This window comes from Pseudomonas sp. TMW 2.1634, from assembly GCF_001703595.1.
Lineage (GTDB): Bacteria > Pseudomonadota > Gammaproteobacteria > Pseudomonadales > Pseudomonadaceae > Aquipseudomonas > Aquipseudomonas fragi.
Genome location: NZ_CP016849.1, coordinates 2851454 through 2867586, shown reverse-complemented (window position 1 = coordinate 2867586; position 16133 = coordinate 2851454). Strand labels below are relative to the sequence as shown.

The 16133-nt window shown below is 39.5% G+C and carries 14 protein-coding genes; 9 read left to right on the top strand and 5 right to left on the bottom strand.

Annotated features, from left to right (window positions below; all coding sequences use genetic code 11):
• Window positions 1-120 precede the first annotated feature (120 nt).
• The 9 genes from BFC21_RS13635 to BFC21_RS27290 all read left to right on the top strand — a co-directional run bounded on the left by BFC21_RS13635 (window position 121) and on the right by BFC21_RS27290 (window position 10529).
• Window positions 121-1002 carry a hypothetical protein gene (locus tag BFC21_RS13635; RefSeq protein WP_095035872.1) on the top strand — a complete coding sequence of 294 codons (882 nt, stop codon included), beginning with the start codon at window positions 121-123 and terminating at the stop codon, window positions 1000-1002.
• Between the two features lie 1773 nt (window positions 1003-2775).
• Window positions 2776-3069, top strand: coding sequence for a hypothetical protein (locus BFC21_RS13630; RefSeq protein ID WP_095035873.1), 294 nt, complete (start codon window positions 2776-2778; stop codon window positions 3067-3069).
• A gap of 34 nt (window positions 3070-3103) precedes the next feature.
• On the top strand, window positions 3104-3595 hold the full coding sequence (locus tag BFC21_RS27295; protein WP_162939350.1) for a hypothetical protein: 492 nt from the start codon (window positions 3104-3106) through the stop codon (window positions 3593-3595).
• A 151-nt stretch (window positions 3596-3746) separates the two neighbouring features.
• On the top strand, window positions 3747-4118 hold the full coding sequence (locus BFC21_RS13625; protein WP_095008384.1) for a hypothetical protein: 372 nt from the start codon (window positions 3747-3749) through the stop codon (window positions 4116-4118).
• Window positions 4119-4135: 17 nt separating this feature from the next.
• The gene (locus BFC21_RS13620; protein ID WP_162939349.1) at window positions 4136-4984 is read left to right on the top strand and encodes a hypothetical protein; all 849 of its coding nucleotides are present in this window, start codon (window positions 4136-4138) and stop codon (window positions 4982-4984) included.
• A gap of 68 nt (window positions 4985-5052) precedes the next feature.
• Window positions 5053-5472 (top strand): hypothetical protein, encoded by a 420-nt coding sequence (locus BFC21_RS13615; RefSeq protein WP_120266262.1) that lies wholly within the window; start codon window positions 5053-5055, stop codon window positions 5470-5472.
• 229 nt (window positions 5473-5701) lie between these two features.
• Entirely contained in the window at window positions 5702-6112 is a 411-nt protein-coding gene (locus BFC21_RS13610; protein WP_120266261.1) for a hypothetical protein, read from the top strand.
• Between the two features lie 67 nt (window positions 6113-6179).
• Window positions 6180-6713: a hypothetical protein gene (locus BFC21_RS13605; RefSeq protein ID WP_153404213.1), complete on the top strand. Its 534-nt coding sequence runs from the start codon at window positions 6180-6182 to the stop codon at window positions 6711-6713.
• Window positions 6714-6806: 93 nt separating this feature from the next.
• The gene (locus tag BFC21_RS27290; RefSeq protein WP_162939348.1) at window positions 6807-10529 is read left to right on the top strand and encodes a hypothetical protein; all 3723 of its coding nucleotides are present in this window, start codon (window positions 6807-6809) and stop codon (window positions 10527-10529) included.
• Window positions 10530-10721: 192 nt separating this feature from the next.
• Here BFC21_RS27290 and BFC21_RS13595 read toward each other — a convergent pair whose 3' ends face one another.
• From BFC21_RS13595 to BFC21_RS13575, 5 genes are all read right to left on the bottom strand, one after another.
• Window positions 10722-11852, bottom strand: a complete 1131-nt coding sequence (locus BFC21_RS13595) for a zincin-like metallopeptidase domain-containing protein (protein ID WP_120266259.1) — start codon at window positions 11850-11852, stop codon at window positions 10722-10724.
• Window positions 11853-11889: 37 nt separating this feature from the next.
• A complete protein-coding gene (locus tag BFC21_RS13590) occupies window positions 11890-12396 on the bottom strand; it encodes a hypothetical protein (RefSeq protein WP_120266258.1) in 507 nt (168 codons plus the stop codon).
• Window positions 12397-12450: 54 nt separating this feature from the next.
• Window positions 12451-12975, bottom strand: a complete 525-nt coding sequence (locus tag BFC21_RS13585; RefSeq protein WP_095035881.1) for a hypothetical protein — start codon at window positions 12973-12975, stop codon at window positions 12451-12453.
• Window positions 12972-13499 (bottom strand): hypothetical protein, encoded by a 528-nt coding sequence (locus tag BFC21_RS13580; protein ID WP_095035882.1) that lies wholly within the window; start codon window positions 13497-13499, stop codon window positions 12972-12974. Before BFC21_RS13580 ends, BFC21_RS13585 begins: the two co-directional genes overlap by 4 nt.
• A gap of 68 nt (window positions 13500-13567) precedes the next feature.
• Window positions 13568-16111, bottom strand: a complete 2544-nt coding sequence (locus tag BFC21_RS13575; RefSeq protein WP_162939347.1) for a hypothetical protein — start codon at window positions 16109-16111, stop codon at window positions 13568-13570.
• Window positions 16112-16133: the final 22 nt, after the last annotated feature.

Sequence of the window (16133 nt, the reverse complement as noted above, 5' to 3'; positions counted from 1 at the left end):
CCCAATTTTTTTCCGTCTCTCACGCTCTCATTCTAGTTAACAGCACACACTTGTCTCATTAGAAGAAAGACAAAAAGCCTTGATAAATCTCTTAAAGAATCAGTTAAAGGATTGACAAAAATGAAACTGCCAGTTCCGTTCGATATGGGTGATATTTTTCAGTTGATGGAAGTCAGCAACAAAATCGAAGTAGTTTTAGAGAAGCCAAATGGCGAAATTTATGAAGATTTTGGTGATTGTTCTTTTTGCAAAGCTGAAAAAGAAAATGGATTTGCATTTGCTTTGATGAGCAAAATGAAATGCATAGAGTTTTATGTAACTGCAAAGCAAGAAGCGCTTGTGTTTATTTATGCTCTTGGTGATTTGCAACAAAGCTCACTTGGCGAAGGTAAGGTTGAGTCTTACTTAGATGAAAATGAAAATATTGAAAGTGTTTTTAGCTTTGAAGGCATTAATCTTAGAATAAAGTATCAAAGACATTATCTGAAAGCCCTGCCAAGTGATTATGAAGCGTACATGTCTAATCAGGGTGATGCGCTTGGTCTGAAATGGTTGAATGTCAGAAATGACATTGACCGTTTTAAATTTGACGTTGCGAATCGAGTGGTTAGTATTGGCAGAATTAAGAATAACGTCATTGTGGAAATGTGTAAAAAAGCTAATCTTTATTCAGTGAATATTGGTGATGCTGATAATTTTATGATTGATTTTGTGGGTCTTGATAAGGCTATTGATACGCGCATTCAAATTAACATTTGTGATGAAAATAAAAGCATTGTTGAAGACGCAACATTTAAAAGCCTTTTCTATGCGTTGTCTTTTGCTAGTGATAATGATTTTACATCGCTGCGAGGTTGTGAGTTAAAGCGAAATCAAGACGAAAAATTTATCACGTATTTCTTTGAAAAAGATGATGAAAGCATTGCTGTAATTATCCCAAGAAATAAAAATGATGATGAGCAAGCATATGAAATGTTCAGCGGTATAGAATTCAAGTCGTGAGATTGAGGTGTTGAGTCATTAGGCTTTTATTTGAAGATTTTGGCTCAACAACTTTAGTGCTGCACTAGTGGTGAATACTGCACGGTTTGTTAATTCTTGATGCAATGCTCTGAATTGAGTCATTAAGCCACTAATTTCACGCTCTGAGCCTTTTCTGGTGTATCTATCAAAGAAGTCACTAGAAACGCTTTAAATCGCAAAACTCAATCAATTATTTAAACTCTACCAATATTAAAAACTAAAACATCTTTAAAACCGCTTTTGATTTATAGATTGAATCCACAGCTAGGCTGAGTACAAGCAAGGATTCTGAAAATCACCTTCTGGAAAAAAGCTCAATTCCCGCGAAGCGAGTGTGTTTTTCTAAAAAAGAGGAATGCATTGATTTTCTAAAAATTACTAATCGCAAAGGTTTGTTTTCCAGTTCCCAATTTTTTGTTCCCATTATCAAGTTTCCATTTTATTTTTTCAGCGACATGGATTTTGTTAGGTTAGTTTGTTTTTTTGCTGTTGACGATTTTCTTTAGCGCGCAACGCGCACGCCCGCGTATATCGATCCCCCCCTTGAATTTAAAGGGCTGGACTAGTGGTGAATGTAACGAAAGTTATGTTCAAAGATTTTTTAACGAAATTACGAACATAATAAAAATGATGTTCAAAGGGCTTTTAAAACTCAAATTTGTGGATCTTCATATTTATGAACATAATAAAAATGATGTTCATAAATATTATTTTTTGATTAAAATTCAGTGGATGTGATGATTTTTTTATGATTGATACGAAAAATATTTCGGTGGTTTTTCTCGAAAACGAATCGCAGTGGGAAATGCGGTGAAAAATAAAAAGAGATAAGTAGGTGATTTTCTGCGTTTAAAATTACGGTAGGGAATTCGAGAGAAATGGTTTGATTCGATATTTGAGAAATGTTTAGAACGCAGTGTGAGTTGGGTCTAGGTGCAATGCTTAGGATTAAACTCATTAAGCCACTAATTTCACGTCCTAAGCATTTTCTGGTGTGTCTCATCGAAGAACACCATAGAATTGCTTTAAATCGCATAATCCAATCAATTACATAAACTCTACCAATATTAAAAACTAAAATATCTTTAAAACCGCTTTTGATTTATCGATTGAATTCACAACTAGACTAAGTAGAAGCAAGAATTCTGAAAATATCCTTCTAGGAAAAAACTCAATTCCCGCGAAGCGAGTGGATTTTTTAATACAAAGAGGATTCATTGTTTAGAATAAAAATTTCAAATCGCAAGGTTTGTTTTCCAGTTCCCCTTTTTTTGTTCCCAATATGATTTTTTGGTTTCGGGGAATTTTCTGGCGCTTAGTTTTTTTATTGGTTTCTAAAAACTTTAGCGCGCAACGCGCACGCTATACGTTTTGCCCCCTTGAATTTAAAGGGCTGTGGAGGAGATCTTAGGTACTGTACTACCTTTTATAACCTGATTTACCCCCCAATTAAAAGGTACTGCACTACCTTTTAAAGCCACTTATTTCCACGTAAATCTGTGTTAGGTACTTTATAAAAGGTACTGTACTACCTTTTAATCGTAATCAAGATTGTTCAAAATTTAACCAATTATTACGATTAGTCTATTGAGTTTAAGATTCGGCGTGAAAACACCTTTTGATAATAATCGTTTTTAATGAGCCGCAATAATAGGACATTATAATAATTTTCGAAAATATTTCGCTTAACCCCTAAAAATCTGTTAGGTAAATGTTATATTGATAAAACAAGAAAAAATAAGGGGATAAAAAATGTCATACGCATATATCAGCAGAAGAGAGAAAACAAAAGAACGCTTGGCTGAATTGGCAAAGGAAAGCACAACGGCATTCACGTTGCTAATGTATCTAATGATTGAGTCTGATGAGAATTTAGGTAAGCATCAAATTGCATACGAAAATTACGAAAGAATGGGGGCGTACCTTTCAAAATCAAAAGAAACTGTGCGTGTAGCACTAAACATATTGAGAAAAAGGAAGTTGATAAGTGAAGAGTACGACAAAAAATTCAATATGTTTTTGATAGAAGTTTTGATAAATAAATAATGTGCAGTGAAGAAACGAAGATTCGGAGAAGTAAATGAAAAACCCTTTTACAAGCGTGTTGGACAAGACAAAGGATAAAATTATCTATGTAAAAACCTACAAAAATGCATTGCCAGTGATTTTTGCTGCGGGTATGTGTGATAGCTACGCGAGAACGATACTGGATTTAGCTGCTGAAGCGATGGATAGAAATAATGAATGTACAGTTTGTTATGCTGATTTAGATAAAGTGCTGGGTATAAAGCAGCCTAAAACAAGAACAAAAGCAATAAACTTGTTGAGGGTGTTGGGGCTTGTTGAAACCGTGAATGGGAATCGTAAAGGAGTAATTCTTTTCAGGCTAAATTCGAGAGCATTCGGAAATTCTTCAGAAATTAACAGCAAAACAGATGGTCGTTTTTGCGAGCCTTTGAATAAATGTGCTTTAGATGCAGATGGAATGATTAACAAGAAATATGTTGAAACCTATCGTTTCTATGAAAAAAGCCAAGCAAAGGTGGAATTGTACGTTGGTATCGATTTCTAAAAGGTATCGTGAGAATACCTTTTGAACGTACTCTTAATTGAGTATGCCTAATCCTCAAATCTGAGGATTTTTCTTAATAAATAATTTGTCGTATAACTGGTTTTTACAAAATAAAATGGTACGATATTTGTAGAAACTAAATAAAATCAATATGAATCACAAAGCCGATACTCTATTCCACATGATTTCCGTTCACAATAATCTTTCTCCGAGTGGGGAGAAGGTTTTCAAAGAGCTGATGAAATTTCTTGATAAAGACGGAATCATAAACATAAATTTCTACCATAAAAAATGCATTGCTAATGATGCTGGTGTGGTTCCTCAGACTGTAAATAATATAATTTTGCAGCTAAAGAAAATCGGCTTGATAAGGTCGGTTGATATAGGTTCGTTCAGATTAAGTAAAAGCATTTTCGTGGATGGATACTTTAATGGTCTCTATGCTCGTACCGAGTGGAAAAATATCAATTACACAATGTCCTTGAATAGCGATGGGTTGTTGCAAGTGAGAGGCGCTGTATGAGCCTAACAGCAGACCGTATGAAGGAGCTTAAAAAACAGCTCAGTGCTCTCAAAGCAGATAGATACATCGTCTACCTAACGCCTTCAAAAGCTCTTCAAGCCAAAGGTAAGACTACCTACACGTTCGGGATACCCGGACGCCTAGGCGAGCGAGGAAAAGGGTACAAAGCTGCTGACCTATTGAAAGACTCTGTGCTGTCGATTCTCGGTGGTAGAAACGCCTCTGGCTACTCAGTAGGCATCAAGTGCAAGTCTCAGAGCTACCACTACGCAACGCTCTATAACGTCTCTCTCGAAGAGTTGCACAAGCTCAAAGCCAACGGTGTGCAGGCTTGCCTTGTCTCTGTTGTTCGCAGAAACGTACACAGAGAGGAGTTTTTCTCTGTCGTGATTCGCTTCAAGAAGACAGAAGCACTTGGTGACACGACATTTGCCCAAAAGACAGCGGGGTCGTACCAAGTCAAGTACGGTGAGAAGACACAGAAAGATCTCGAAGCCTGTATCCCTGCATGCGGCTTTAAAGACCAAATCAGCGGCATGTTCGTCAAGGCGGATAGATCCCTCGACCGCAATTGCCCCACCTCACAAGAGCGCTATGAGACGTTTGAAAAGCTCAAAGCTGCTTCGTTTGTGCCAGTCATTATCCCTTCAAAGCCTGTGAACGTTGGCGACAATGCATTCTATTTTGAATTGAGTCGTGAATTGATTCTCGCGAATGCTGAGAAAGCTGGCGACAAAATAGACAACAAAGACATTGATAAACGCTTGATGAACAAAATGCTAAATGAAAAATACGATGCTGATGAAATTCTTGAATTCTTGGTGAATCGCTTAAAACCCAAGGCTTCTGATGTGTGTGATTTTTGATCAAATCAGGGCTTGCACACTGATTTCAAACGATCAATAATTTGCTCAATCCAAAAGGAATTGAGCCAATGAATATCCCTGACAACGTTTTCGAAAACCCCTATGAAGAAGGTCAGTATCTTCATTTCACCATGAACGTGCCTACAACCGTCAATCACTTAATAGCTACTCTTCAAGTCTATCGAACGTTTGTAATTTCAGAAGATTTGGACATGGTTGTCAGCGAATTGGCTGAAAATGGTGAAAATTACGAAGCCACAGATTTGGCTGATATTTTCTCAATTCATGACGTGTTGGCTAATTTTTTTGGCCATTATGGTGATTTAGATATTGAATCAGTTTGGGATGGTTACGTGAATGATTTCACGACTAAAATCGCACAGGCTGGAATAAAAGACGCTGGTATGGTCATTTTCAAATCATATTGCTTTCATGCCTTCAAAGCTAAATCCATTCAAGAAGAATGGGGTGATGCTGTAAATATTTAGAATATTATAGTAATGCCCTTGTTTTGATTTTTAAAATGGTATACTGGTAATGTAAGCAGTAATTGATAATTTGGTTATTGTTGATTTTTTCTAAAACTGCTTACGATAAAGCGATGAAAAACACTCCGGTTTTTGAACCCACCCAAGATGGTGGGTTTTTTTATGGCTTGAGTTGCCTGCCTCCCTGAATCGATCAATCATGCCTCCTTAATCAAAGGAGACAAATCACATGGCATGGACCTTCAAAGACCGCTACAAGCCTAACCGCATGATTACTGTTGATGATGACGTGGCTGAGCGGCTGAAACGTCTGGAAGACACCTTTGAGGCGTTCCGTGCTCACAATGCACTGGATGTTGATGCACGAAAGCAGCAGCTTTTAGACGAAGGCTATGAGTTCGCGAGAGCCATGCTGATGCACACGCACATCAGCTATTGCCTTGGCACGTATGACTGCGAAGAAGACGTTTATTTTGACTACTATTGTGAAACCGTGAGGAAGCATTTGATTAATGTGCATCCGGTTTTTGCAATGAGGAAATTCGCTGAATTTATAGCGTTTATAAAGAATCAAAACGAGTCTATTGAAGCGTGTCAGTTTCTCAAAGAGAATGTCGATAAATTGCCTGATGATATGTAGCGTGTAATACGTAAATCCTGCTGTGTCGAAATGGTATAATTCGGGTATGAAATAAATAATAAAAGAAATGAAAAAAATTACCAAAACCTTTTTGTCGATGATAGCAATAACGTTCTCGATTAATTCCTTTGCAGTTGAATGGTCTAGCGGGCCAAGTTCAGGCGACTGGATGCAAGATTCGGATTTAAATTCTTGGGATTTGAGCAAGATGGATTATTGGGACGGCGGGACGCAAGCTGGTGCAGAATCCGTCATCAAAAAACTAAATGGAAAGAAGGCTGAAATTAATTCGTTATTAGCGAAAGAAGGGCGCCCCTATAAGATTGCTGAGTTCAGGTCTGAACCAATGCACAACGGCTTTAGACCGGGGGTAATGCACATTGTTGCGTACAGTGTTTCAACAAGAGCTTTACAGCAAGTTGCGCTAGATTGGGGAACTGAAACGTACACGAGTATTCAGGTAGGTGAACCCTATTTTGAACCTACATCATTAGTATTGCAGTCGCCTGACGGTGCAAAAGTAATAAATATAGGGAGTTCTAAAGCTCAAATGTGCGATAGCCCCGGCGTATTAAAGTGGATGAAAAAGAACTTTTGCTAATGAGTCTATTGCTTCGTAACTCGTAAGCCGCTTAATGCGGTTTTTTGCATTCCGCGAAATGGTATAATACGAGTACAACTACTACATCATATTATGTTTTACAAATCCTTATTAACTGGCGTTAGTTTAACCTTCGCGTCAACTGCTTTTTCTGCGCAAATGATTGACCCTGAGCTGTACCCTTTTCTAGAAAAAAATGGGGCATATGCAGTGGGAGTGGGAGTGTCACCAGCAGACATATCAACAAGAAATAAACTCGATTCACTTTGTGGTCCGGGTCGTTTTGTTGGTGGGGGGTTTAGCCATTCCTCAATGGCTGTTTACGTTCAAACCTATTATGTTCTTGGAAGTCATAAACTTATAGTTAAAGATAGAAATGGAGTTTTTTACGATACTGGGTATCTTGATTGGGCTCAAGAAACTAACGGGGTTGGCGGAAAACTTGCTTATGCAGATTCTTTAGATTTAATGACTGCACTAAGTTTAGATGGAACAACAACAATACTTAATGTTGAAAAGTTATTTGAGCGTGATGAGGATTTTTGTTTGGCCATGCCTGAATCAATAGAGTCAGCGTTAGCTAAAGTTAAAACTGAAGTTAAAAATGACGTGCTAAATCAGAATGTAAATAACGATTGGAGAGGTGGTTCATATGTTGAAACTGAGGGGGGGCAGGCTAAGTCAGTGTGTAATGTGAATCAGAATATTTATTCTGATGGAAAAATACATTTAAAGGAATACGAATCGAACAGATGGGAAACTTCTCAATACGCAAAGCTATATACGTCTCCTAGTTTTTCAGGAGCTACAAAGGTATATAGGTTTGGAGCGTCTGGTCCGCTAATATATCCAGAAACTCTTTATAATGCTAATCACTCGAATCAATTTAATAGCTTATCTGACATAAGCGCATTTAAAAGCAATGATGGTTCAGGCAATATTGTATTTTCTAATGCATCGCCGGTTTGTGTTACAGATACACTGCATACAATCGAACTGAAATGCGATTCTGGATATTCAACAAGCGGCTTGAATGACGGTAGCAATGTTTACCTCACTGGTGAAATGTCATTTTACAGAACTGATGAAGGTCAGAACTACGTCAGAAATCAAGCAGACGGAACGGCAAAAGGATTAAGTCCTACTGGTTTTGACTTGCTTAATTCAGCAGATAAAGAAATCACGCTCAAGCAATTTGGTCAAAATCTTAGTACACAGCAAGCTTGTAAAATGATTGAGACTCCCGTTGTTCCTGAGCCAGAACCTGAACCAGAGGTGCCTACTGGACCAGTTTACAACCCGAACGAAGATGTGGCATTGGAAGTGTTTTGCCCGTCTGGATACACAACAGATGGCAAGAATTCAGGCAATACAAAGATTGGGTTGGGAATTGTTCAGTTTTACAACAATAAGGATGGTTTGTCATACGTTAAGAATAATACGAATGACGAATTCATAAAGTATTCACAGAATGATTTTTTCAGCTCAACATCAAGACAAACTGATGTAGAAAAATACGGAAGATGGCAATCTGAGCCAAAAGCTTGTTTGCCAATTGAATCTGAGCCTGTGATTCCAGTTGAGCCGGTAGAGCCTGAGATTCCACCAATAGAACCTGAGCAGCCTCCTCAAATCCCTGCGTACATGTTTGATTTGCAGTTCTATCAGTACTGTGCATTTAACGAGACAGTTGGTGGTGTTGTGGGTGGCGGTAATTCACGAAATGGTAAGGTGCCAGTTTACTTCTTGTTCGATAATAAAACGTTCGAATCGAACTACTACTTTTTCGATGGTAGTAATTACACAAAAATCGAAATGATTGATAATAACGGTGTTTCATCCTTTCCAACATTGACAGAGGAGATGGTTAAAAAATATGGAGCAATGGATACAAATAGCATTGAGTCATGTAAAGCATTGCCTGAGCCAGAACCAAAAGACCCGGAATTCAGTTTTGATTTGGGTTATTACGAGTACTGCGGAATAAATCAAACGGTTGGTGGTGTTGTGGGTGGAAGCGCTGTGAGAACTGGTAAGGTTCCGGTGTTTAACAGGTACGATTCGAAATTAGAAAAATCACAAAATTACTTCTTCGATGGTAAGGATTACACAGAAATTGAAATGGAGAAAAGCGGTGAATATGATGTGTTCCCTCAAATCACGAAAGAGATGTTATTGAAATACGGTTCATTAAATTCAGACAGCATTGAAGAATGTAAGGATTTGCCTCCGCAAGAGCCAACACTACCTTCTGAGCCAATCGAAGGTTGGAATGAGACAGGTGTTGAGCAATGTGCTGTTGGTTCAACAGTTGGCGGTGTGGAAGGTGGTTCTACAATCAGAAAAGGTACTTTGACTGTCTGGTATTCGTGGTTCATAAATGCTGAACAAAACTATACTGAAAAATACTTTTTCAAGACACTTGCGGGAACATTGAATGAGTTTAACTACGACGACTATGCTGAGTATAAATCGCCAGACTGGCAGTTCGGTAAGGACGTAGTTGATAAAAATGGTGTGTGGAATGAAGACAGTATTGAGGCTTGTATGCCGGTGAAGTCATTCACAACTGAAACTGAAGTTCGTACAGTGAATTGTGTGAGTCCTTTGACGGGGACGTTGACAGAGCAAAGAACCTATAACCTTTGGAGCAATGGAGATAAAGACACGTTCAGCGAGTGGTCAACAACTGCTAACAATTGCGTAGCATCAGTAGAGCCTCCTGTTGTGATTCCGCCTGTAATCGTTGAGCCAGAAGAGCCAGAGGTTCCCGTAGACCCTACTGACCCTGTTGAGCCAGTAGAGCCAGAATTGCCCGATGATAGATTCACAACAATTTCTGATTTCCAAACCTCAACTGAATTGTGTCTTGAAGGTCAAACTGGTTCTATAAAATACAATGAATACAGAACCTATGATTATTATGTTGAACCAGCTCCTGTTGGAACAATCAAAAATGATACTGGTTGGGTCAAAAAAATTGTATCGAACACCTGTAAGGAATTGACTGATGATGTGATTGAAATTACTGATGGTGAACGAGAAGATTCTTGCCCTGCTGGAAGCGTTGGGAAAATCACTATCAAAGGCCAATGGATAACAAAAGGTATCAGCGGAAAAACATTCGTAGAGACGAGTAGAGTGGATAGTTGTATTGCTGACGTTGTGGATTATGAAAGTGAATTCGAAACAGAAGTTTGCGCTGCCGGTGAAACGGGTTTGATTACTAAAATACGATTCAAAGCAATCAAGTCAGATGGCAGCACTGCTTATCCATACGGGCAAGAATTCAAAGTGTATAAAAATACGTGTTCAGGTATCAATACTCCTTCTTATAGTGGTGATAACTCTGAATTCAAAACAGAAGGGCTTTTGAGAAATCAATCAGTACAAGCTGATAATTCTGCTGTCATAAGAACCTTGACTGAATATGTGAATAACGTTGATATTGTTTCAGATGGTGATTATAAGCTGAATATCGTTGCTAATAATATATCAGCAATAAATTCAGACGAAATCGGTTCGTTGCTTAATGCTTGGATTACTAAAACTAAGGGGAAAGTAAATATAGCTGGAGTTCCTCGTTCAGGTATTGCATATATTGGTAAAGGAAAAATCACGGCGGAAAATGCAAGGAACATTATAATCAATAGCACGATTTTAGATTTGAAATCGGGGAATATTGTAGTTTCATACAAAGAAGCCACAAAAGGATTAGCAAAAGTTGAGTTAGATACCTTTGATATACCGTTGATAAACGTAGCTAAGGCTGGCAAGAGATTGAGTTATGTGGAATTTGGTGGAGGAACAAAATGATTTGTGGAGTGACATAAAGAAAGCCTCATTGAGGCTTTTTTTAATAAATTATCAGGTCATCTGGATAACCTGTATGTTCAGTTTCGTCGGGGATGTCAATTTCCGCTACCAATTCTCCGTCCTCTGATAGCTGTCTGATTATTAATAATTGCATTTGTATTTCTAGTTCGATTTGTTCATGTGATTTATTCATTATTTTCTCTTGTAGTTTGATTTTTTATAGGTTTTTTTAGGTGCGTCTATTTCGGGTGCTGATTTAGCAATAATCCTTTCTTTGACCATTTCGCTGATTTTCAGGTCAGGGTTTGCTTTGAGCATGAGCACAAGCTTTTGGTCCAGCTCATGGACGATTGTGTTTGCGGTTCTGTCAGCGTCCTTAGCCGCTCTGAAGATTTCAGAAGGATTGTTCTTATAGGCTGATTTTGCCCAGCTCGCGTCATACGTTGTGTGGTTCTGCATGAAGCCCTCATCAAGCTCCTGCCGGGTTACAGGGTCTAGGTTCAAGTCGTAGTGCTTGATGACTGACTGTGCCGACAGATTGGCTACCAGCTCTTCATACGCACGGTGCTCTATGCCTTCTGAATAGTGGCGTAGGGAAGGGCGGTTCTTCCTGCTTTCGTGTCCATAGGAGTGCGAAACTTCGTGTAGGAGGGTGTTGGTTTCGTGAAGCCTACTCTTGAACAGATTCGACGGATTCATGTAGATGGCGTCTTCTGTAGGGCGGTAGTGATTAGTCCCGACCACACGTTTCAAAGGCGTTGGCATCGTGTCCAGCAAGGCTTGGTAGACGGTTTCTAGCTCTGAGGGGGTGGCTTTGGGCTGGTTTGCGTCCATTAGCTTCTGTACAGCGGCTGGGAGGTCGCCAGTGAACTGAGCAATGTTGAAAACTGGGGTGAGTTTTGAAGCAGGGATGTACACAGCCTTGGCTTTTGATTCATCGTCCCTAGCAATTTCAGGCTCTGGCTTGTCCTTCATGTAGCCAAGCTTTACGCCAAAGCGGTTTACGATGAAATCGCTTTTCTCGCCTTTGTTTGAGAGTCCATTTGCATAGCCTTGGCTTGCTGTGAGGTAGAAAGGGAAGCTGTAATCCTTGTCTTCTGCTAGCTGTGAAAGTAGAAGTGAGTTTTCAAGTCCGTATATGGTTTTGGAAATAGGGTTCATGTACTTCACTGAGAAGACTGGGCTATTCCATACGAATTTTTCGTCATCGTTAGTCATCGTTGAAACGATTTTATCGACTCTTGAAGATAGAAAATCAGAGACTTTATCGTTGGCGTCTTTTGCGTAGTCCTTTTTGTCTGTTGGTGATAAAGGTTTTGACATAATATTAAAATGTTTGTTTATGCTTTGATTATAACATTTAATATTCGATTAATGTGTAAATGGTGTAGAGGTCGCTAAATTCTGAGGATTTAAGGAAGTCGATGAAGCTGGTTTCGTAGGGTTCTTTGAATGAAATGTAAGTGGCGATTGAATCGTGAAAGTCATATTTTCCTTGTTCTGTGTAGAAAAAGAATGAATCTGAGTCTTGAAATAACCTGCCTTTGAAAGGATACAAAACAATAGGATTAAGGTCGTTTGGTTTGTAGTAGAGTTCGAAAATATGAATAAGTGATTGACCGAATTCATCGTAATCGTCTGATGAGAAAGTAACGATGTGTCTGTCAAAAAGCCCCAAGCCGATGAGTTTGCCTAGATTAAGTCTGGTGAATTGAGGGGTTTTCTTTCCAATATACCTTTCAGCAGAAGCAATGGCGCGTTCAGTAAGAATATCTTTTGGTAACGGCTCATCATTTAAGATGTAGTAGTTCTTACCAGCTTCAGCTCCTTGTTCTAAAAATGATTTTTCGCTTGTGTATAATTTCATATCTCCTCATTAGTTTTAAGCACAACTCACTCCTGCGTAGCAGGGGAAGTGGTTTTAGTAGTTTAAAAGGATGTGCATTTCTACGGCTTGGCCAAAGTCAGGATGTTGAGTGAAGTCATAAAAGCACAAACAAGACAAATCAGCTTGTCCAAAGCAATATGCACTCACTGCATCGTGATAATTTATTTCGTTAATGAGTTTAAGATTTGTTTTGGGCGTTATTTTCAATGTCTGATATTCAACGATTAGCTCTTGTTCTGTTTCGTCTTCGTAACGAGCGATTAAAATGATGCTGCCGTCAGGGTCGTTTCTGCCTTTAAAATTCACTAGAAAATAGAAAGACCTTTCATTATTTTCATCCTCAATGCTATTTAAAAATATCAGTTCAGTTTTTAAATGGTTTGTATATCCATGTTTTTGTACTGACTGTAAATAGCTTCTTGCTGTGTTTTCGACTTGATATTCACTGCTCGATACGCTGAAAGGGTCGAGATTACATGCCTCATTGCCAATCTTGCCTCTTGATTTAATCTGTAAGTCAATGCCTTCAATAATTGGCTTGTAAGTGAGGAAATTCATTTTCCTGCCTCCATGATTCTATTTTTGATGATGATAAATGCTTCCTTAGCTTTTTCACTTCCTTTATCAAAAATGGTTTCGTCAGTGTTTACATTTGTATTGTTCACTCTGTTCAAGATTCCTTGCTGGATTTTGCGAATTCTTCTCGAATGAAATTTATAGCATAGAAGAGTAAATACAATGAATGACGATGCAGTACAAATGTACATGAATTGCAAGCTAGAACTGCTTCCAACGCTAGTTTGCGCGATGATTATGCTTGCCCAAAGTAGAGCTGCTTGAACTGCTGTTTCCAAGCCAATGATTACGAGAGGGAGAGCCATATAGTTTTTTGCGTAAGGGTTTTTTCTAATGTAGAAAGCGGAAATATAAAATAATGCGAACCATGAAAATGGTGCAAATGCCCCACCTGCTAAACACAAAAAGTATATTTTCCATGTATTTTTAAGTTGTAACATCCAGTGCTTAAACTTGGCTATTAAAATTTCGTCGCTATCAGGTTCTTTTGTTTTGAAAAATGACATGTGTGTATGTGCTTGTTTCTACAATTATACCATTTCATATCAGCAAAAAAGGGCGTATAGCCCTTTTGTTAAATGCTTCTTGATGATTCAATTTGCTCATCATGAACATCGTTGTTTTGTGTTCCAAATGACCAGCGCTGAATTATCGCTCCTATGCCATATGCTGCCATTTTAAGTATCGCGGCAATGATGAACGATAAGAAAAATATGTAGAGACAGATTTTAAACATCTGGTCCATTACAGACAGAAGCGTCGAAGCGTTTGGTGATTCTTCTAAAATGTAACTGAATACGCTGAACGGAATAGCTTGATAGACAAATAATGCATCAATGAATGTGAGAGCTAGATAAATGCTTATTCCAAATGTTGCCCAGCTTGCAGCAGTAACGAGAAAGGTTTCGAGTGGTTGCCAAGTGTCATTTTCTTTATTAACACCTTGCTTGCCCAACAAAAGGATAAAGTGAGGGATTATCTTGATTTGAGTAGATGTGATTTTGATTAGAGAGTTCATGAAGAAAGAAATCACAATCAGCGCAAACGCGATTGGAATTCCAAATTTTATGTACATGCCTAACGCCCAAGCATAGTTTGCGGTGCTGTCAGCGATGGCTGCTATCTCAGGGTTTAGGTAAATTGCAGCGATTACATAAGCAGCCTCGGGGTCGAAATCCTGCCCGTATTCGCTGAAAACATCACTTACAGAAGCATTGACTGCTGATGCCAAAATGAATGCCACCAAAGCGTCCGTACCGCCGTACATCTTGGCGGTTTGCTTCATCGTTGCCGATGCTAATTCAACCCCTGCCTTGCTTTTGGCTTTCTCGACCGGAGAGACAGAAAGCATAGATGCAGCCTTTGCCATCACCCGGACTTCTGATGAGAACGCCAAGAGACGATTCGCCTGTATGTCCAACGTCTTGTACGGGCTTGAACACTGTCTGCCGCTCGGTGAAATGCCGTAGGGGTGGTTCAGGCAATCTAGGGTGTACTGATTCCCTAAAATGCCGCCATCTCCAATCGTGAAGTACTTTGTGATGATGCTCAGTACGTCCAAATCGAGCGACGATTCTGCTTGGTAGGAGTTCATCAATTCAGCCTTGGACCAGTTCCTTTCTATCTTGCTAACCGTTTTCGTGAAGGGGATAGCGAACGCTGGTTCTCCTTTCAAAACAGGCTCGACAAGCTCCTGAGTCTCTGTGCTCTCAATGCTCGTACTGTTGACGAGAATTTTCCCTGCGTCTTGAAATTTCGAGGATGGGTAGAATTTCGTCATGAACCAGTAAGGCAAGGTGGCGTAGTTCGTGTCAGACATGAATCTGCTGCCAAGCAAGCGGTTGTAGTTGTTGATTTGTGCTGAGCACATGAATGGGGATGACTCGCTGCTGCACATTTCCGCTGCACAAGCTCTCTGTGTAGCTTCTGTGTCATCAGAGTCAGTGACTGTCTTACAGACTTGAACGAGACGGCTTCCAGCGTCCACAAGGCTTTGCTCACTGACTCCCGGCGCTCTCGTTAGACGGTGAACGAATTCAGCCCCGATGCAGTTAGCGTATGCATACGCGTACTGCTTCACACCGCTGGTGTCCAAGGATGCTATGGCGTAGGTTTTCACGTTGTCGCAGCTCATATCCCTATCGAATTCCATAGCTGAAATCCCTGCTGGAATTGGCTCGTATAAGGAGAGCTTGGTAGCGGCATCATCAGATGAAGCCATAGCGACCGTGTAAGCGTCTGTGAGAGCTTCTATCTGCAGTTGGTAGAGGTCTGGTAAACCGTTTGACCTAGCAATCTCTATGGTTCCCTCATCAACCGCATGCTCAATTTCAAGAATACAGTTGCCTACCTGAGAGAATGCTTTTAGATGCCCTTCGTAGTAGTTGAATTGGACGGCTCCTTTGTTTGTGCCGGGTTGCTGCTTCGTACAGAGCTGGAAATCTATGAGATTCAGCATCTCTTTTGTGCGCTGATTTTTCGGGACTGGGATGGTCACGTAAGGCTGCTCAATGACGGATTTACCGTTGAGTTTGTGCAGGATGTATGTGCCATATTGGTAGGTTGCTGCGAATGATGTGTAAATACTCATCATCATAAAATTCGTGTCTTTCTTGCCGTTTTCTTCCGATTTGTAAATCGGCACTAAGAACAAGACAACGACTGTGATTAGTAAGACGTATCCAATTGTTGCTTTCTTCTCGACTGTTTGTGTTTTGGTAATCATGACTTCGATGATTGTCATAATCGCTTTTCGTACAACAACAGCAGATAATAAAGCCCCGAAAATTACAGCCAGCCAATGAATTGGGCCATTTAGCATTTTATAGACAGAGCTATTGAAACGATTTGAGTCTTTCAAGCATTCATAATCACCAGTAAAAAACCAATTTTTCCCGAAGGGATACGCTCTGACTTCCTGTGTTAAAGGACAGCCGATTATTGATTCAAGTAGTGGGAAAATGATTGCTTGAGTTCGTTCTTCTTTATTATAGCTGGCTTCGAGGTTCTTGCTTTGAGTGTTTAAGCCGCCTAAATTGGTCAAGCTCCAATCAGCCGCGTGGGCTGGAATGGTGAAAAAGGTTAGGCATAATAAGAATGAGTAGAGATAACGTTTCATTGTGTAAGTGAATTAGTCTACG